The sequence below is a fragment of the Patescibacteria group bacterium genome (assembly GCA_020148045.1).
In the GTDB taxonomy this organism is placed as follows: Bacteria; Patescibacteriota; Minisyncoccia; order Minisyncoccales; family GWA2-38-27; genus JAHCRG01.
Genome location: JAHCRG010000004.1, coordinates 45,768 through 62,725, shown reverse-complemented (window position 1 = coordinate 62,725; position 16,958 = coordinate 45,768). Strand labels below are relative to the sequence as shown.

General features: G+C 36.5%; 15 protein-coding genes, 2 tRNA genes, 1 other RNA gene and 1 pseudogene. 2 read left to right on the top strand and 17 right to left on the bottom strand.

Annotated features, from left to right (window positions below; all coding sequences use genetic code 11):
• Positions 1 to 3 precede the first annotated feature (3 nt).
• The 8 genes and pseudogenes from KJA13_00905 to KJA13_00870 all read right to left on the bottom strand — a co-directional run bounded on the left by KJA13_00905 (position 4) and on the right by KJA13_00870 (position 5,351).
• The gene (locus tag KJA13_00905) at positions 4 to 699 is read right to left on the bottom strand and encodes an ATP-binding cassette domain-containing protein (GenBank protein MBZ9577583.1); all 696 of its coding nucleotides are present in this window, start codon (positions 697 to 699) and stop codon (positions 4 to 6) included.
• Positions 699 to 1,755, bottom strand: a pseudogene (prfB, locus tag KJA13_00900) (peptide chain release factor 2). The gene KJA13_00905 and the pseudogene prfB overlap by 1 nt, the downstream one beginning before the upstream one ends.
• Before the next feature lie 104 nt (positions 1,756 to 1,859).
• The gene (locus KJA13_00895; protein MBZ9577582.1) at positions 1,860 to 2,024 is read right to left on the bottom strand and encodes a hypothetical protein; all 165 of its coding nucleotides are present in this window, start codon (positions 2,022 to 2,024) and stop codon (positions 1,860 to 1,862) included.
• A gap of 306 nt (positions 2,025 to 2,330) precedes the next feature.
• Positions 2,331 to 2,402 (bottom strand) — tRNA-Thr (locus tag KJA13_00890).
• Positions 2,403 to 2,409: 7 nt separating this feature from the next.
• Positions 2,410 to 2,480: transfer RNA gene (locus KJA13_00885), tRNA-Gly, on the bottom strand.
• Positions 2,471 to 2,866, bottom strand: coding sequence for a hypothetical protein (locus tag KJA13_00880; protein ID MBZ9577581.1), 396 nt, complete (start codon positions 2,864 to 2,866; stop codon positions 2,471 to 2,473). The genes KJA13_00885 and KJA13_00880 overlap by 10 nt, the downstream gene beginning before the upstream one ends.
• Before the next feature lie 210 nt (positions 2,867 to 3,076).
• The gene (gene murJ, locus KJA13_00875) at positions 3,077 to 4,711 is read right to left on the bottom strand and encodes a murein biosynthesis integral membrane protein MurJ (GenBank protein ID MBZ9577580.1); all 1,635 of its coding nucleotides are present in this window, start codon (positions 4,709 to 4,711) and stop codon (positions 3,077 to 3,079) included.
• Positions 4,704 to 5,351, bottom strand: coding sequence for a coenzyme F420-0:L-glutamate ligase (locus tag KJA13_00870; protein ID MBZ9577579.1), 648 nt, complete (start codon positions 5,349 to 5,351; stop codon positions 4,704 to 4,706). The genes murJ and KJA13_00870 overlap by 8 nt, the downstream gene beginning before the upstream one ends.
• A 91-nt stretch (positions 5,352 to 5,442) precedes the next feature.
• Between KJA13_00870 and rnpB the strand changes: the two genes are divergently transcribed.
• Both rnpB and KJA13_00860 read left to right on the top strand, forming a co-directional pair.
• Positions 5,443 to 5,726, top strand: an RNA gene (gene rnpB / locus KJA13_00865) — RNase P RNA component class A.
• Between the two features lie 150 nt (positions 5,727 to 5,876).
• Positions 5,877 to 6,368: a hypothetical protein gene (locus KJA13_00860; protein MBZ9577578.1), complete on the top strand. Its 492-nt coding sequence runs from the start codon at positions 5,877 to 5,879 to the stop codon at positions 6,366 to 6,368.
• A 122-nt stretch (positions 6,369 to 6,490) separates the two neighbouring features.
• On the opposite strand, the gene KJA13_00855 is transcribed toward KJA13_00860, so the two are convergent.
• The 9 genes from KJA13_00855 to secD all read right to left on the bottom strand — a co-directional run bounded on the left by KJA13_00855 (position 6,491) and on the right by secD (position 16,905).
• Positions 6,491 to 6,934 (bottom strand): ribonuclease HI family protein, encoded by a 444-nt coding sequence (locus KJA13_00855; protein MBZ9577577.1) that lies wholly within the window; start codon positions 6,932 to 6,934, stop codon positions 6,491 to 6,493.
• Between the two features lie 2 nt (positions 6,935 to 6,936).
• The gene (locus tag KJA13_00850; protein ID MBZ9577576.1) at positions 6,937 to 8,124 is read right to left on the bottom strand and encodes a DHH family phosphoesterase; all 1,188 of its coding nucleotides are present in this window, start codon (positions 8,122 to 8,124) and stop codon (positions 6,937 to 6,939) included.
• Positions 8,121 to 9,287, bottom strand: coding sequence for a phosphoglycerate kinase (locus KJA13_00845; GenBank protein MBZ9577575.1), 1,167 nt, complete (start codon positions 9,285 to 9,287; stop codon positions 8,121 to 8,123). The genes KJA13_00850 and KJA13_00845 overlap by 4 nt, the downstream gene beginning before the upstream one ends.
• Positions 9,265 to 10,884, bottom strand: coding sequence for a type IV secretion system DNA-binding domain-containing protein (locus KJA13_00840; GenBank protein MBZ9577574.1), 1,620 nt, complete (start codon positions 10,882 to 10,884; stop codon positions 9,265 to 9,267). The genes KJA13_00845 and KJA13_00840 overlap by 23 nt, the downstream gene beginning before the upstream one ends.
• Positions 10,885 to 10,892: 8 nt before the next feature.
• Positions 10,893 to 12,209: a hypothetical protein gene (locus tag KJA13_00835; protein ID MBZ9577573.1), complete on the bottom strand. Its 1,317-nt coding sequence runs from the start codon at positions 12,207 to 12,209 to the stop codon at positions 10,893 to 10,895.
• Positions 12,210 to 12,228: 19 nt separating this feature from the next.
• A complete protein-coding gene (locus KJA13_00830) occupies positions 12,229 to 13,227 on the bottom strand; it encodes a hypothetical protein (protein ID MBZ9577572.1) in 999 nt (332 codons plus the stop codon).
• Positions 13,228 to 13,395: 168 nt separating this feature from the next.
• Positions 13,396 to 14,466 (bottom strand): hypothetical protein, encoded by a 1,071-nt coding sequence (locus tag KJA13_00825; GenBank protein MBZ9577571.1) that lies wholly within the window; start codon positions 14,464 to 14,466, stop codon positions 13,396 to 13,398.
• A 131-nt stretch (positions 14,467 to 14,597) separates the two neighbouring features.
• Positions 14,598 to 15,509 carry a protein translocase subunit SecF gene (secF, locus tag KJA13_00820; protein MBZ9577570.1) on the bottom strand — a complete coding sequence of 304 codons (912 nt, stop codon included), beginning with the start codon at positions 15,507 to 15,509 and terminating at the stop codon, positions 14,598 to 14,600.
• A gap of 1 nt (position 15,510) precedes the next feature.
• Positions 15,511 to 16,905 carry a protein translocase subunit SecD gene (gene secD, locus KJA13_00815; protein MBZ9577569.1) on the bottom strand — a complete coding sequence of 465 codons (1,395 nt, stop codon included), beginning with the start codon at positions 16,903 to 16,905 and terminating at the stop codon, positions 15,511 to 15,513.
• Positions 16,906 to 16,958 lie beyond the last annotated feature (53 nt).

The window sequence follows — 16,958 nt, the reverse complement described above, 5'->3', positions numbered from 1 at the left end:
ATTTTACAAAATGAAGCGGCCGCGCTCTTCGTCCCTAACTACTTTTCCCTGATCTAAGGTAATTACTCGTTTCCCCAGAGAATTGATTACCCCTTTATCATGGGTAGATAAAACAACAGTGGTTCCAAGCTCATAGATTTTTACCAAAAGCCGGATTATATCAAAGGTATGATAGGGATCAAGATTACCGGTCGGCTCATCAGCTAAAATAACATCTGGACGATGAATAAGGGCTCTGGCAATAGCTACTCTTTGCTTCTCGCCTCCAGAAAGTTCGTTGGGAAAATTATCAGCCCTGTCTATCAACCCGACGAGCTCTAAAACTTGAGGCACGTCTCTTTGAATCTCTTTCTCGGCCGCTCCCATTACCTCCATTACATAAGCGATATTTTCATAAGTTGTTTTTGAAGGAAATAATTTATAGTCCTGAAAAACCGTGCCAATCCTCTGTCTTAATTGGGGAAGCTGAGGTTTTTTTATTTCATGGATATCCTGGCCGTCAAAAAAAATCTGGCCCTGAGTTGGTTTTTCTTCAGCTAAAATCAGTTTAAGTAAGGTTGTCTTACCGGCTCCTGATTTTCCAACAATAGAAACAAATTCTTTTCCGTCTATTTTAAAAGAAACATTATCCAAAGCAACTGTTGGATTATTGCCAGAACGAGAAGGATAAGTTTTTGTGATGTTTTGTATTGATAACATTATATTTTCAACTCAGCTTCAATGAATTGATCCAGATTTCCATCTAAAACCTCTTCTACATTTGAATTCTCCACGCCGGTTCTAAGGTCTTTAACTAACTTATAAGGATGTAGGACATAGGACCTGATTTGGTTTCCCCAGCCGGCAGAGACCGCCTTGCCTTTAATTTCTTTCAATTCTTCCTTGCGTTCTTTTTCTTTTAACTGATAAAGTTTAGCATAGAGAATTTTCATTGCTTCTGCTCTGTTTAGACCCTGCAATCTTTCTGATTGTGAAGAAACAGCAATTCCTGTAGGAATATGGGTAATCCTTACAGCTGATTCTTTTTTATTTACATATTGCCCACCCGGACCTGAAGCTCTAAATGTATCTAATCTTAAATCTTCGTCTTTTATTTTAATTTCTCCTTGTTCTTTTTTCCCTATTTCAGGCAAAACCTCAATCAAAGCGAAAGAAGTATGACGGAGTTTTTTAGCAGAGAAAGGAGATTGTCGAACTAATCGATGAACGCCTGTTTCTTTTTTCAAAAACCCATAAGCATAATTCCCTCTAATTTCCAGAGTTGCTGATTTGGTTCCAATTCTTCCTTCCGGTCCCCCTGCTTCACCAAAGGACTGATGGATAATTTTTACCTGAAATCCTTTTCTTTCGCAATACCGCTCAAACATTCTGATAAGCATTGTTGTCCAATCCTGGGCATCTATTCCACCAGCTCCAGCAAAGAGCTCTAAAATAGCATTATTTCTGTCGTATTTCCCAGAGAGAAAAACTTTAATTTCTTCTTTTTTTATTTCTTCTGCTAAATTCTGACTCTCCCCTTGTTGAATTTTCTTTTCAAGATTTCTTATTCTCTCAATTTCTTCTTTTAAATTAGCAATCTCCTGATTAATTTCAATAGCTTTCTCTTTATTTTTCCAAAAATCAGGCTTCTGGGCTTCTTTTTCAAGTTCTTTTAATCTTTTCTCCTTATTTTCAATGTCAAAGCCCGTCCATCAAATGATGGAGTCGCTTCTCTAATTCTTCAATTTTAACCTCAGATTTTTCCATATTACCAATCCATCAAATGATGGTATTATTTACTCTAATTTACCACACTTCCCCAAAAAAATCAAAAAAACAGCCCTATTGAACTTTGCTGGTCCAAGAGAGCTTTTTGAAAATTAATCGTGCTTTGTCTTAAAAATAATCAGTATTTGTCCGGGGACAAAAGCGGTACCGACTGCTGCAAGTAGCGCAACAAGCAAACATCTTCCAACCTCATTTCCCGTAGCAGCAACACCAACAGCTGAAAAGAGAAGGATCATCCCAAATATAAGTCTATACATAACAATCTCCTTTCTTGAATTTTTATATTGTTTCTTATCTAAACGCGAAGATTCCTATAGCAACTCCCATCGGAAGCGTTATCAGAAGCAATATCTTTGAAGAACCAGGAAGTGCAAAATGAAGGACTCAAAAGATCAAACTGTATACCACTATTCCAACAAGCCACCTTGTCCATCTTTTTTTTGTTTTTTCTAACATTCTGTCTCTCCTTATATTTTTCAATCATTTCTTTCTTTATTCTTTTGTAAAACTACAATACTTGCATTATACACCTATCCTCTAAATTTGTCAATGAAAATAAAAAGAGCCAGAGGTCGGATTCGGACCGACGACCTGAGCTTTACGAAAGCCCTGCTCTTCCACTGAGCTACTCTGGCATAATTGAGCGGGATACCGGGATTGAACCGGCGCTTCAACCTTGGGAAGGTTACGTACTACCACTATACTAATCCCGCTTCCAAATACTTTTGAATTTCTCCCACCAGGTTTTTTCTTCCTCTTTAACTTCTTCTTTTTCTCCCTCTTTTTCTTTAGTAATAACCACTACCTCCGTACCAGAAGGCTTTAAACCAAGTTGTTCTAGAGCTGCTCTTTCCAAAGATTCCTTACTTCCTGCCTGAGAAATGTTTTCTTTTAACTCTTGGTTTTTTTGTTCTAAAACCTCAATTTCTCCTTTTAAACTTGTGATTCTTGTAGTAAGTTGAGCTCTCCGCTGGTTAGTCTTCAAATTTGTAACAATTAAAAATCCTATAACCAGCAAAAATAACACTCCAAACAATATTGAAAAAAATATATTTTTCCAAGAACTTAGCTTTTTCTTTTTTCTAAACTTTGCTATCATAGATTAATGTCACTTAAACCTAAAACAATTTTTAAAATAATCTGGATTACCTTAATTTCTCTGGTTGTTTTAAGTATGGTTTTTCTTGCCTTAGCTCCTCTGTTCCGTTAACTTCTTTATCCTAACAAATTTTTTCAATATTTTCAATTTATTAAACGAGGACGGGTCTCGTTGCAACGAAACCCGTCCTCGTTGATATTTTGGAATACTCTAAGAAAACTTTTTCAAAATTGAAAATCTAATTGTCTTAATCTCTGGTGATTTCAAAAGGAGAGCGGCTAAGAAATAAACGAGAATTCCAGCCAAGCCGGATATCGCAGCTTGTGAGAAAATCCCCCAGAAGGTTTGCATATCAACAAATTCAGCTACAGTTTGACGAACAAAATAACAAGCAAAACCCAATAAAACACCTGAAGCTAAAATCTTAACGCAAGATTCAAATATCTCTTTTATTCTAAAATCCCCTATTTTCTTATACAGAAGCATCAAAAGCAAACTTATCTGAAATATTCCTGAAACAGCTAAAGCTAAAGGAAGGCCAATAACTGAATTCTCTTTGATTCCCTGAAGGTCAAGAAAAGTTATTAAAAACCTTTGAAAAGCATTTTCAAACCCTAAAACCCAGACAAAGAAATAACATAAAACAATATTTAATCCTACTGTAAATAAAGTTACTAAGGCAGGTATTTTAGTATTTTGAAAAGCATAAAAAGTTTTAGAAATTAAAAGCACGAGTCCATAAGCAAAAATAACAAAACTAAAAATGCCCAAACAGGCAGCAGTAAGTTGAGTATCAGCCCAGCCGAATTTCCCTGTTCCTAAAATTACTCTAACAATCTGAGCTCTTAAAATAAATATCAAAATACTAACAGGTACAATTAAAAAAAGAATCTGTCTGAAAACAGAAGAAAACCCTTGAATAAGTTTTTCTTTATCTTTCTTAGAAAAATATAATGCTAAAAATGGAAAAGCAGCAGTAGAAAAAGAAATAGCAATAAGGGTTATTGGAAGCTTCTGAAGATTATTTGCTAAGTTAAACACCGCAATGCTTCCCGCTGCCAAAGTAGAGCCAATAGCAGTAATTACTATTAAATTAATCTGGCCCGCAGCCAAGCCAATAGCTCTAGGAATAGTTAATTTTACAGCCCTAAGAAAACCGGGTTCAGAAAAGTTTAAAACTTTTTTAGGCCTGAATCCAACTTTCAAAAGAATAGGAATCTGAACAAAAAGATGAAGAAAAGCTCCAAATACAACTCCCCAGGCAAGCCCTTTTAATCCCATCAAAGGAACAAAAAACATAATTCCGAAAATAATTCCAAGATTATACATAATAGGGGCTAAAGAAGTAACAAGAAATCTTTTAAACACGCGCAGAATACCGGAAATAATATTGCTTATCCCAAGAAGAATCGGGCTTAAAAACATAATTCGGGTTAGCAAAACAGCTGACTCTTTTTTATCTCCAATAAATCCAGGAACAATTATAGAAAGAATTTGAGGGACAAAAATAATTAAAACAGCAGCTATTACAATTAAAGAAATAAAAAAGAGGTTTACAAGATTAGAAAAGAATCTCCATGCTTGCTCATGGGAACGAACTAAATACTCACTAAAAATAGGTATTATAGCAGCTGAAATAGCTCCCATGATAAGAACCGTAGAAATAAAATCGGGTATTCTAAAAGCAGCATAATAAATATCAAGTTCATCTCCTGCTCCAAAACTGCCGGCTAAAAGGCGGTCTCTAAAAAGACCTAAAAGACCGCTAATCAAAGACGCTGCTGCCAAAATCCCAGCAGCAGAAGCAATCGTCTTTGTTTTAGAATTAAAAATGTGATTATACATATCTCCGCAAAATTACAATTGGGGTTTGTTGATTAGATTGGCCAGCCGGGTTGTCTTTTAAGATTTCTAAGATTAATTTTTCTTTGCCTTTTAAATCTTGGCTTTTCCCCAAAAGATTTCTACCCAAATCATTTACATCCGCTACGGCAAATGGAAAGCCAAATTTATTTCTTAGTTGGTCGCAAAGCTTATCACAATCTCTTGGCCCTAATATTCCTATTTTAGCATATTGAGGAAATGCCTCGCCATAAAAACCATCTATTTGATTAATCTGATTGCCAGCTACTCGATAAAAAGTTCCAGAAATTCCAAAAATTTTAGCCACACCGCTGCAGAAACAAGCAAATAAAATTCTTGGCAGACCTGCTAAATTAATAGCTACCTGCATTTTCAAAGGATTTCCTACTGAAAAACCATAGGGTGTCTTTTTGGCAAATTTTGAAAGAAACCTTGCCCAAAACCCAACTTTAACATCTGATTTCTGAACTACTCTGCCCTGAATAATTGAAACAATTTTTTGGCATAAAACAATGATATCGTTCTTTTCAGCAACAGGCAGAACATATTTAGAAATAATACTATATAAATTATCCGATGTTGTAATAAAGTGCGTCTTTATTGGATATCTATTATACTCCATAGTTTAATCTTACTATTTTTCCCTTGATTTTTCAACTTATAATAAACTTGCACTTGACAAAGGGGCTTGGGTTTGGTAAAATATAAGTGTCTTAGCAAGATGAGTGATCGCTCTCCCGCTTAGCGGGAGGGAGGAAAGTCCGGACACCCATTTCAAAAGCAGTAGTTCCTAATAAGGCTACCGTCTACCGTAGGTAGATAGAGGTGCGAACAGAGACGAGTCCCCGCCCCAGGCGGGGGGTGAAACGGCTAAATCCTTGCTGGGTGCAAGAACAAACCAAAAAATCGGGAATTTGACTCAATTTTTTGGAAAAAGTAGTTCGCTTAGATAGATGGTCACATAAAACAGAATTCGGCTTACAATCTTGCTAAGACAACAAAAAGGAGGACGCAATTCATTGGCGATTGCCTCCTTTTTGTTTAGAGAAAAACCCGAAAACCTTGACATATTTAAATTATGGGTATATAATATAGGTGTTGTTTAAAAAGTGAAAACTAACAGTGCTGAAAGGGAACAAAAATGAAAATGTCTGAAATCAATGAACAGAATTGTGAAGTAGCAGCTTGGGCAAACGAACTTCGGGCAGTTGTTATTGCTCAAAAAATGCCACACCGGGCGGCCAAAATTGCTAAAGTAGTGCCACACCGGGCGGCCGAAATTGCTAAAGCAATGCCAGACCGGGCGGTCGAAATTGCTAAAGCAATGCCAGACCGGGCGGTCGAAATTGCTCAAACAGTGCCAGACCAAACGGTCAAAATTGCTGAAGCAGTGCCAGGCTATGCGACCAAAATTGCTCAAGCAATGTCAGGCTATGCGGCCGAAATTGCTCAAGCAATGCCAGACCGGGCGGTCGAAATTGCTCAAGTAATGCCAGGCTATGCGGCCAAAATTGCTCAAGTAATGCCAGACCGGGCGGTCGAAATTGCTAAAGCAGTGCCAAGCCAAGCGGCCCAAATTGCTCAAGCAGTGCCAAACCGAGCAGCCGAAATTGCTAAAGCGTTCAGAATAGAAGATTAATTTTTTGTTCTGAATGCTTAGAGTCCCTCTATTCAAAGGGACTTTTTTATACCTTATATTCGAAACTAAGCCTGGTTTAGTTAACGAAAAACTAAACCAGGCTTAACTTAGCCGAGCTAAGTTTAAATTAAGGACTGGGTTTTGGATTTGGCGTCTAAGGCTTCATTTACTAATCTATCCGCCTCTTTATTTTTATCCCGGGAAATTAGTTTAAATTTTACTTTCTTAAAATCAAATTTTAAATTCCAAACTTCTAAAAATAAGGGTTGAATCTTTTCATTTAAAATTTTATATTGGTTATTTAATTGTTTTACCAAGAGTTCAGAATCAGACCTTATTTCAACTTCTGAATTTTTGGCTAATTTTTTGCCGAATAAAGCTTTAAATTTTTTTAAAGCGAAGATCACAGCTTTGTATTCTGCTTCGTTATTAGTAAAACGCTCTCCTAAATATTCAGAATATTGTTTTATACTCTGACTTTTCTCATTGCAAAACACCACCCCGATTGCTGCCGGACCCGGATTGCCCCTGGAACCTCCATCTGCATATATAATTATTTTCTTCATAATTAATCAAGGTATTCTATTAAGCATTCTTTGAATTCTTCTAAGTCCTCATTTTTAATTTTAAATCCCGATGCTTGGGGATGTCCTCCATAGGTTATAAGGTTTTTTGAACAATTTTTCATTGCTTCTACTGTATTAAATCCAGCAGGCGCCCTTATGCTGCCTTGGCTTTCTGTCTTATCTTTTTTATATAAAAATACTGGTCTTTGATATTTCTGAGAAATTATTGCTGCCACTACTCCCAATAAAATTAATTCCCAATCAGGACTTCCCTCAAAAATAATTGCTTCTGCTTCTCTGCCTAAAACTTTCTCTTCAACCTCGGCTGTTATTTCTTTTATTCTTTTTCTTTTTTGAACGTTGTTTTCCAATAACTTGCTGGCTAATTTCTCTGCTTCTTTTTTACTGGAAGCGGTTAAAAGGCGGAAAGCAGCTGGCAATCTATTCTCAATATTTCGAATATTCAAAAGAGAATTAACTTTATAAACTTGCTGAAGCAAAGTTAAAGATTTAAATGGTTCTAACTCAAATAATGCCTGAATTCCCGGCCGCCAGCTCGTTTTTAAGAAACTTAACCCTTCTCTAATCATTTCTTCGTTTTCGTCAATTCTCGGCATCATATCAGCAATGGTCGCCATAGCTGTCAATTCTAAAAAATTTTTTCTTAAATTCTCCGTCATTCCTTCTTTCAAAAGAAGCTTAGCTAACCTAAAAATAATTCCAACTGTAGCAAATTGTTTGAAGGGATATTTATCTCCTTTTTGTTTTGGGTCAACAACAATAGAAGCTTCAGGAACTTTATCCAATATTTCGTGATGCTCGATAATTATTACTTCAAATCCCAGTTTTTTGGCTATTTTCACTTCTTTGAAATTTCCAATGCCGCAGTCTAAAACTAACAATAAACCCCTCACCGCTTTTCCTGGAAAAGTGGTGAGGGGTAAAGCAGGAACTTTTTTTGATAGATATTTGAGGGCTTTTTCATTTATCCCATAACCTTCTTTTTCCCGGTCAGGAAAATAAATTGCAGTAATCTCGCCCCCCAAATTCTTAATAGATTCTTTTAAAATAATTACTGAAGTTACTCCATCTAAATCAGCATCGCCATAAATAATTATTTTTTCTTTTGATTTTATTGCTTTTAAAATCCGGTTAGCTGTCTTCTTTAGATTTTTGATTTCAGTTTTCATTTCTCTAAAATCTTTAAACCCGGAAGTTCTTCTCCAGAAAGAAACTCTAACATTGCTCCCCCGCCTGTGGAAATATGGTCAAATTTTTCTCGCAAACCAAATTTAGATAAAGCAGAAATAGTCTCTCCGCCCCCGACAATTTTAAAGGCCTGATGATTCTTAGCAATTTTCTCGGCAATCACTTTCGTTCCTTTCTCAAATAATGGTTCTTCAAAACGTCCTAAAGGACCTGACCAAATAATCATTTTTGCCTTTTCAATTATTTTAGAAAATACTTCAATGGTTTCCGGCCCAATATCAAAGAGTTTTTCGTCTTTTCTTACTCTTCCAGGTCCTGTTTCCCGAACATAAAATTTGCCGGTTTCATCTGGCGAGGCAACAGCATCAATAGGGAGATGAAGTTTAGTGGAAGTTAAATTAAACTTGGTAATTTCTTTTGCTACTTCTTCTGACGGCCAGGGTCTTCCAACACAAATTCCTTTTATTATCAAAATAGCATTGGCTATCTTCCCTCCAATAAGTAAATGGTCGGCTTTTTCTAAAAATTGTTTAATCACTTTAATTTTGCTTGAAATTTTAACCCCACCAATAATTGCTACCAAGGGCCGCCAGGGTTCTTCCAAAACCCTAGAAAGAATTTTAACCTCTTTTTCAAGTAAAAGCCCGGCTCCTGAAGGTAAATATTTGGGCACTCCGACAATTGAAGCATGGGCTCGGTGGGAGACGCCAAAAGCATCATTGATGTAAACATCGGCTAATTTAGCAAGCTCCTTAGAGAAACTTCGGTCATTTTCTTTCTCTTCTTTATGGAACCTTAAATTTTCCAAAAGCAAAATTTCCCCTTCTTTCATCTTCTCTGCCTGTTTCTCAATTTCTTTTCCAATACAGTCCGGGGCTTTTGTTATTGAGAGGTCTAAATATTCTGCCAATTTCTCTTGAACTTGGTTTAATCTCAAAGTTTCTACTACCTTTCCTTCTGGCTCACCTAAATGACTCATCAAAATTACTTTGGCTTTATTTTTAATCAAATATTCAATGGTAGGGATGGTCTGTTTAATTCGAAAATCATCCCCAATATCCCCTTTTTTATTTAAAGGAATATTAAAATCACACCTTACTAAAACTCGTTTATTTTTGACATCAAGGTTTTTGAGAGTTCTCATTTTTTTCCAAGGACTCCTCTAAGGTTTTTCTTAATTCTGTTAAATTAACTGGTTTTCGTTTTCTTTTTAAGGGCTCGGGTCTTTTTTTTGGCCTTCCAAAAGAAACCGGCTCTTCTTTTACTGCTTTTTCTAAGGAAATTGACGGGGCTGATTCTTTTGAGCCGCCACTTTCTCTTACTTTTTTTAAACAGGCCTTACAATACACCGGTCTCCTGCCATCTGGCGGGAAGACCACTTTTGTAGGCTTGCCGCATAACGAACAGGTGGCATCATAAAGAACAGGAGCTTTGGGAGCTTGAGCTGAGACAGCCGGCATCTCCAAAAACCCCGCCCATTTGGTAATTTTTTCTTCAACCTCTCCCCGAAGAGTTCCGTATCTTTCCCGAGAAACTTTTATAATCTTTTCTTTGTTGGAAACCTCGGCTCTTGGAAACGGAGCTAAGGTTTCAGCGGAAAAAGGTCTTCCCGCTACCCCATCAATCATTAATTTTAAATAAACGTTATATTTTGCCAAATTAACAATATCTCCGGCAGTAAAATCCGGGATAAATTCTTTTTCTAAATATTCGGCATCTTCTGCCCCGACTCGGAAAGAAATTAAAGTCCCGACATTACCAAAAACAGCATCTCTAACCGTCTCATCCATTTGGGCAATGTATTGATGAGCCAAAATTAAAGCTAATCTATATTTTCTTGCTTCAGAGAGAATATTAACAAATGATTCGGTGGCAAAGTTTTGAAATTCATCTACATATAAAAAGAAATCTCTTCTTTTCTCTTCGGGCATATCCACTCGGGACATAGCAGCCAACTGTATTTTTGTAATTAAAAGAGCTCCCAATAACATTGAATTATCCTCCCCTATTCTTCCTTTTGATAAATTTAAAATTAAAATTTTTCCTTTATCCATCACTTCCCGCATATTAATAGCCGAGCCAATCTGACCAATAATATTTCTAATCAGGGGAGCTGAAATGAATTGACCAACTTTGTTTTGAATAGCTGCTGTAGCTTCCACTTCATATCTTTGAGTATAACGGGCAAATTCATTAACCCAAAATGACTTAACCATTGGATCAGTAATTTTCTCTACCACTTTTTTCCGAAAATCTGAGTCAGACATCATCCTATTAATCCCAAGCAGGGTTGAACCCGGATATTCAAGAAGAGCCAAAATAGAATTATTTAAGATGTATTCCATTCTGGCAGACCAGACATCAGGCCAGATTTTCTTAAACACGCCCATCAATCCACCAGCTACTAAATGCCGATGCTCTAAGTCAACTCTTTCCATAACATTAAAGGCAATGGGATATTCTAAATCAGCAGGATTAACATAAATAACATCATTAATCCGATCTGAAGGAACAAAATCCAATAATTCTTCAGCTGCCTCTCCATGAGGGTCAACAAAACCCACTCCCCGGCCTTGCTGGATATCCTGAATAGCCATATTTTGAAGCATAGCCGTCTTTCCCATCCCGGTTTTACCAACAACATAAACATGCCTCCGTCTATCATCGGGTTTAATGCCAAATTTCTTTCGGATATTACGGAAAGTTGTTTCAGCGAAAAGATTAATTTCGTTATTAATCATATTGATATCTATTCTGTAGGTAGTCCTGGAGGTGCCTCTCCTTTCTTTGCTTCAATGCGTTCAACAAAAGGAGCTCGAGCAACTCTTCGGCCAGGAAAGTGAAATATAGTAGCCATCTCTTCGGTATTTAAGATAAAAGATGAAGGCCAACGACCCTTTCGTGGAAACAAAGGAGGAAATCTTAATTTATATTTTCTAAATAGAGATCTTTTTCTCAAATATAATCTCCGATTTAAAACAAGATTTAGGGGCAAAAACCAGCTTTTATGAATTTTAGTTAGAGTTTTCCCCCAAGGCACTAAAGCATTAAGATTTTGAGTAAAAAAAGCAGAGAAAAAGGCAAGAACGAGCCGAAGCTTTGGTTTAAAGAAAACGTCTCTTTTGCCAAGATAAATAAACCGGGCACTGGCCTTAAAGCCGCGTTTTGTCATTTTTTGCTCTACTCCACTAATTATTTCTCTTTCTCCAGGAGTAAGTTTCATTTCTGGCGGAATGAGTTCTTTTTCCTCTTTGGGTAGGCCTCCGGGTGGTTCTCCGGTAACTAAAATATCAGCAACTTCCATAATCATTGGTTTTCTTACTGGAACCTTTTTTGTTCTTCTGGCAAGCTCATCTCTTATCTTTTCTCCTTCTTTTACCCAGGGAAGTTCTTCATCAGTAACTGGACTAGCTGTAATCTGAACCCAAAGCTGCTCTCCCGGTTTTATTTTTGCCATTGCCTCAAGAAGACTAGCCAAGGGGTCAATTCTTTTTTCCTCTAAGGGCTCGCGTTCTGTTTCAAATTTGAGATAGGTTTTAATTGGATAGGGATTTTCTTTCAAAAGTTTGTAATCAGAACCCCAAAGGTCCCAATCCTTATTTGGAATATCTTGAGGGACATATTTTGTATAATCGTCAGCTATGGAAATCTCAGCTTCAGGATATTGAGAATAAATAGCTGATTCAACTGGGTCCCGACTTTTCTCCGGAATTCTGATAAAAAAGTGGGGCTCTCCGCCAATCGAGGCAATTTCAAATGAATAAGTAAGTATTATTTTCCCCTCAATCCATCTCTCCCACCAAGAACCAGGAGCGTCATAAAGAATCTGCCATAATCCATCTACAACTGTCTCCATAGCCCTGATTGGCTTTAAAACCTCTTTGGGAATCTTTATCTCAAGCAAAATATATTTTGTCTTTTTTAAATAAATATCTGTTTTCCGCCAACGCCAGAGAAAACAAAAAGGCCACCATAAAATAAAAGGTAATGGCAGCCACCACCAGCTTCTTAAAATTTCCCAGACTGGGGAAAGTATTGGAATTAAAATTTTTAATGAATCAAACATTAAAAAATTGAGAAACTTCCTAAGCTTCTCTTACCTTGTACCTTCCTTGAGAGTCCCTGACAAAACAATCGTTATTCTGTAAATTAAGAGAAACTGTATTTTCTTTTACAAAACGTTGTTCTAAAACCCTTTCCAAAACCTCTTTTTTTGATAAAGGTTTTTTTGACTCTTTTAAGATTTTTGAAATTATATCCTTAACTACTCCGGGGGTATATCCCCATTCTGTTAAAGCATAAAGGCCCCTTCCAACTAAAACAAATCTCGGGTCCTTAATTAGTTCATTATGAACAGTAGCTATGTGAATTCCCTTTTGACAAGGAAAAGGTAATTTCTCTATAAGAGTAGCAACTTGGGCAAAATGCAAAGGTTTCTCTTCCCTCTTAAAAACCAAATAGGCCCTGTCTTTTACTCCACGAGGATTAATCTCCAACCAATCTTTTAGACCATATTGCTCTTCAGGATTTTTTTGAATTTGCTTTGAAATGCCAATATATGAAAGAAAAATATCCTTATTTAGCTTCTGATTTTTTAAAAGCTCATTCAAAGAAAAAGTTCTCTTTTCTTTTTTAAATCTATTTATAGTTAATTCTACCACTTTCTTGGCCTGATTTACAGACTCTTTCTTAATTGCCCAAAAAGAATAAAAATCATTGTCTTCTGGAAATCTATTAAAATCATCTCCATTAGATAATAAAAAGAAAATATGGCTTTGGAACTTGTTTCCGCCCAAAACCTGGAGTAAATCATCTTCTTTTTTCAAGCCCCCAAAAGAGGTAAGAATATCTTCAAAATATTTAAAAAGTTTTTGATTCTCCTTAATTCTCGGTTTTATTTTAGAAATCCCATCATCTTCAATTTGACGAATTCTTTCTCTGGTACGGCCATAGCTTTCTCCAATAGCTTCTAATGTTTCTCTTTGCCCTGTTTGCAAACCAAAACGCCTCTCAATAACACCGGTTGTTCTTTGAGGCAAACCTTTTAATAAATCTGCGCAAATTTTTTGATAATTGAAATTCATAATATTTATATGGTTAATTGTTTATTCTCTTATTTAAACATTTTTAAAAATCCCTGTCAAGACCAAAATGCTGGGGATAAAGGAAAATAAAAAAAAGAAGAGTAAAGGAATAAACCCTTCTTTTTTCGCCACTTCTCCCCTCGCATTTGAATGCGAATTGAGAAAGCTTTAGGATTTCTTCATTTTGAATCGAATTTCCCGGCAACGATGAAGCCCAAACCGATACCATGGACACGGACTGCGAGGTGTCGAGAAACAGAAACCTTGCTTGCAATTTTCAGCCCGCTTTGGATAAAAAGTCCGTGGATGAACACCAATCCGAATAATCTCTTTGATTTTTTTAAGAGAAATCTTTGTAGCCGGTACCTGAGTTGCAGTAAGACTCCCGTTAAGAAGCATCTGCCCAGTGACCTGGAAAAACCATTCTTCGGCACCCTCTACTTTCCCTTCAGAAGCAAGTAGTTTCCAATTGGTTGTTACAACCTTACCCTTTGCTTGTTGTTCAATAAGCCGAATCATCTGGGCAACGTCATAAAGAACTAGATTGGACCGTCCATTAGTAAAAACCTGAATATTCCCGGAGGGCTGTCTCTGAATTACAATGTCTGCATTTCCGCCATGGGTAGAACGAGCGAATTTATTCATCTGGGGATTATCAGAAACAATGGTTACCATTTTGAGCATCCGTCCATTAGGGCCTGGGATTTCTTCAATTTTGGCTTTCTCATCAAATTCTGCCTTAGTTGTGGTAAAAAACTGAAGTTGCTCGCGATATTTTGCCCCAAGCGCTGTCACTGCCCATTCTATTGCCGTTTGTGGGTGACCTGGATGTTGCAGATGAAGAAGCTTGATAATGGAGGCTAAATCAAAAGGATAGCTCCCTATTTTAAGATCGCTATTGATTGTAAATCTCAAAATTTTCTCAAGCACTAAATCATCATCTATACCAAGGGCTTTAGCTACAAGAGTAGCAGCACACTCATTCTTTCTGCGTTTGCCATTGACAGATGGATGCTCGTCAAAACGTCCACCCCCAATACCAATAAGGAGAATACCTTCTTGTTCATAATCTCGGGCTGAACGGCCATCAGGAGTTCTACCACCAGTACTCAAATATTTAACTTTTGCAGTGCTGATCCCGGGAAATTTCTCCCCTCCGAACATCCGGAGCAACCAAATTGCAACAATCTCGTCTAAATGAGGATTTTCATGTGTCATAATCGTATGGAATGTTTCCATTTGATACCTCCTTTCTTTCCTTTTATGTAGTTTACAATGATCAAAATCTGAACTGCTTACACTATACGCCTATTCTTCCAATTTGTCAACCCTTCACCTTTAGAAAACCTTAAGGTGAATGGTCAAGCTTTTTATTCTCTCCTGTGGCGCCATAAAGCCTGCGAGTCTCGCAGGCTATACCAGGCTACCAAAATTGGGCCGGCGAGGAAGATTGAGGAATAGGTGCCAGCTAAAATTCCGAAAATTAGAGCTAAGGCAAAGTATTTTAAAGTTTCCCCGCCCAAAAAGAAGACAGCTCCAGCTACAAATAAAGTTGTCAGAGAAGTATTAATCTGTCGGCTTAAGGTTTGATTTAAGCTTATATCAACAGTTTCTTTAAATGCCTCCCCTCTTTTCAAAAGATTTTCTCTTATTCTGTCAAAGACAACTACTGTATTGTTAATGGAATATCCTAAAACAGCAAGAAGAGCAGTGATAACTGGAATAGAAATCTCAATGCTATAAAATTTTCCTAAAACCGCGAAAATCCCTAAGGGAATTAAAATATCATGGAAAAGAGCAACGACACTGGCTATTCCATACTGCCAAGACCGCAAAGGCCTCTGAACTTTTCTAAAAGCTAAAGCAATATATACAATCATTGACAATAAGGCTACAACTATAACAATTTTGGTTTTTTGCTTTAACTCTTGACCAATTGTGGGCCCAATTGATTCAAATCGTATCTCCTCTAACTCTCTCTCATCTTGAAGTCTCTCTAAAATCTGCTGATGAATTTCTTCATCAATCTCTTTCATCCTTAGAATAACTCCTTTTTCTCCAGTTGGTTGAACATAAATAGTTCCTAAATCAAATTCATTTAATTTTTCTAATATTTCTTGATTTGACGGTCTTGTTTCTTGATAGTCAATTTCTAAAATGCTTCCGCCGGTAAAATCAATCCCGGGCTTTAAACCGAAAACAACCAAAGCGAAAATACTGGCTATGATTAGAGCTCCGGAGAAAATGAAATATATTTTGCGATGTTTTGTAAATTGAATCATATTACTTCCAAAGAAACCTTATGTCTTCAAATCTAGTATTAGCAAATAATCTTAATAAAGTCCTCGTTATAAATATTGCAGAAAACATGCTTAGTAAAATTCCAATGCTTAAAGTTAAAGCAAATCCTTTAATAAAGCTTGTTCCTAAACCAAACAGGATCAAAGCAACGATTAAGGTAGTTAAATTCCCATCCCGAATTGAAGGCCAGCTTCTTCTAAAGCCCTCTTCTAAAGCAATAGTAAAGCTTTTCTCTTCCTTTAATTCTTCTCTCATTCTTGAAAAAATTAAAATATTGGCATCAACAGCCATTCCAATTGATAAAATAAATCCGCCAATTCCAGCCAAAGTTAAAGTTACTGGAATTAACTTAAACAAACTTAAAATCAAAGCAATATAAATTCCTAAAGCCAAAGAAGCTAAAAATCCAGGAAATCTATAGAAAATTATTAAAAATATAATAATAGCTAAAAAGCCGAACATACCTGCTTTTAAACTCTTTTCTAAAGAAATAGCCCCTAAAGTTGGCCCAACTGTTTGCTGGGAAATCAGTTTTATCGGCACTGGAAGAGCACCAGCATTAAGGTTTCTGACTAACTCTTTAGCCTCCTCCACAGTAAAATCTCCTGTAATCTGGGCTCTGCCACCGGAAATTGCTTCCTGGACAACTGGAGTGGAAATTGGAATTCCATCAATAAAAATAGCCAATATCTTTCCAACGTTTTGGGAAGTCAGTTGTTCAAAAATCTCTGCGCCTTCATCATTAAACTGAAGAGAGATTAAAGGTACGCCTGTCTGTTGATTAAATCCTAAATCAGCTCTTTCTAAATATTTTCCAGTCAGAGTGGTTGATATAAAATAAGGGTCTTCTAAAGCTAATTCCCAATTCTCTATTTTTTGAGCTTCTTCATAAGTTAATCCCTCAAGTTCTTTCTGCTTATCAAGAATTATCTGGGTTTCTTCTTCTGTTCTCTGCTCTCTAAATTCTAAAAACGGGGTCTGACCAATCATTTTAATTGCTTCAGCCGGTTCTTTTATTCCAGCTAATTCAGCAACTAATCTATGCTGACCAGCTGTCTCCTGCGTCTGAACTACTGGTTCGGTAACACCAAAAAGATTAACCCTCCTCTCAATAATATCTCTTAGACCTTGCATAGCAGAAGAATAATCTTCTTTCTCAATATTGGATAAGTCGGCCTCGTATAAAAGATGAGTTCCTCCCTGCAAATCCAAACCCAATTTAAAAGGAATTTCCCAAAAATGAGGAATATTTAATTTAAGTTTCCCATTAAGAAAATTAATACCTTGATTTAGGTATTTTGGATAACTTAAATTCCCAGCCAAAAAAGCCAGAATTAAAATAAAAAGCAAAATTAAATAAACTCGTTTCTTTCTCATTTTATTTAATATAACTACTATACCACATTTCCCCCAAAATAAAAAAGACCCAA

What these genes read in the sequence shown, in the direction of transcription:
- KJA13_00905 (MBZ9577583.1), bottom strand. Translation starts at nt 699, where the DNA reads ATGTTATCAATACAAAACATCACAAAAACTTATCCTTCTCGTTCTGGC.
- KJA13_00895 (MBZ9577582.1), bottom strand. Translation starts at nt 2,024, where the DNA reads ATGTATAGACTTATATTTGGGATGATCCTTCTCTTTTCAGCTGTTGGT.
- KJA13_00880 (MBZ9577581.1), bottom strand. Translation starts at nt 2,866, where the DNA reads ATGATAGCAAAGTTTAGAAAAAAGAAAAAGCTAAGTTCTTGGAAAAAT.
- murJ (MBZ9577580.1), bottom strand. Translation starts at nt 4,711, where the DNA reads ATGTATAATCACATTTTTAATTCTAAAACAAAGACGATTGCTTCTGCT.
- KJA13_00870 (MBZ9577579.1), bottom strand. Translation starts at nt 5,351, where the DNA reads ATGGAGTATAATAGATATCCAATAAAGACGCACTTTATTACAACATCG.
- KJA13_00860 (MBZ9577578.1), top strand. Translation starts at nt 5,877, where the DNA reads ATGTCTGAAATCAATGAACAGAATTGTGAAGTAGCAGCTTGGGCAAAC.
- KJA13_00855 (MBZ9577577.1), bottom strand. Translation starts at nt 6,934, where the DNA reads ATGAAGAAAATAATTATATATGCAGATGGAGGTTCCAGGGGCAATCCG.
- KJA13_00850 (MBZ9577576.1), bottom strand. Translation starts at nt 8,124, where the DNA reads ATGAAAACTGAAATCAAAAATCTAAAGAAGACAGCTAACCGGATTTTA.
- KJA13_00845 (MBZ9577575.1), bottom strand. Translation starts at nt 9,287, where the DNA reads ATGAGAACTCTCAAAAACCTTGATGTCAAAAATAAACGAGTTTTAGTA.
- KJA13_00840 (MBZ9577574.1), bottom strand. Translation starts at nt 10,884, where the DNA reads ATGATTAATAACGAAATTAATCTTTTCGCTGAAACAACTTTCCGTAAT.
- KJA13_00835 (MBZ9577573.1), bottom strand. Translation starts at nt 12,209, where the DNA reads ATGTTTGATTCATTAAAAATTTTAATTCCAATACTTTCCCCAGTCTGG.
- KJA13_00830 (MBZ9577572.1), bottom strand. Translation starts at nt 13,227, where the DNA reads ATGAATTTCAATTATCAAAAAATTTGCGCAGATTTATTAAAAGGTTTG.
- KJA13_00825 (MBZ9577571.1), bottom strand. Translation starts at nt 14,466, where the DNA reads ATGGAAACATTCCATACGATTATGACACATGAAAATCCTCATTTAGAC.
- secF (MBZ9577570.1), bottom strand. Translation starts at nt 15,509, where the DNA reads ATGATTCAATTTACAAAACATCGCAAAATATATTTCATTTTCTCCGGA.
- secD (MBZ9577569.1), bottom strand. Translation starts at nt 16,905, where the DNA reads ATGAGAAAGAAACGAGTTTATTTAATTTTGCTTTTTATTTTAATTCTG.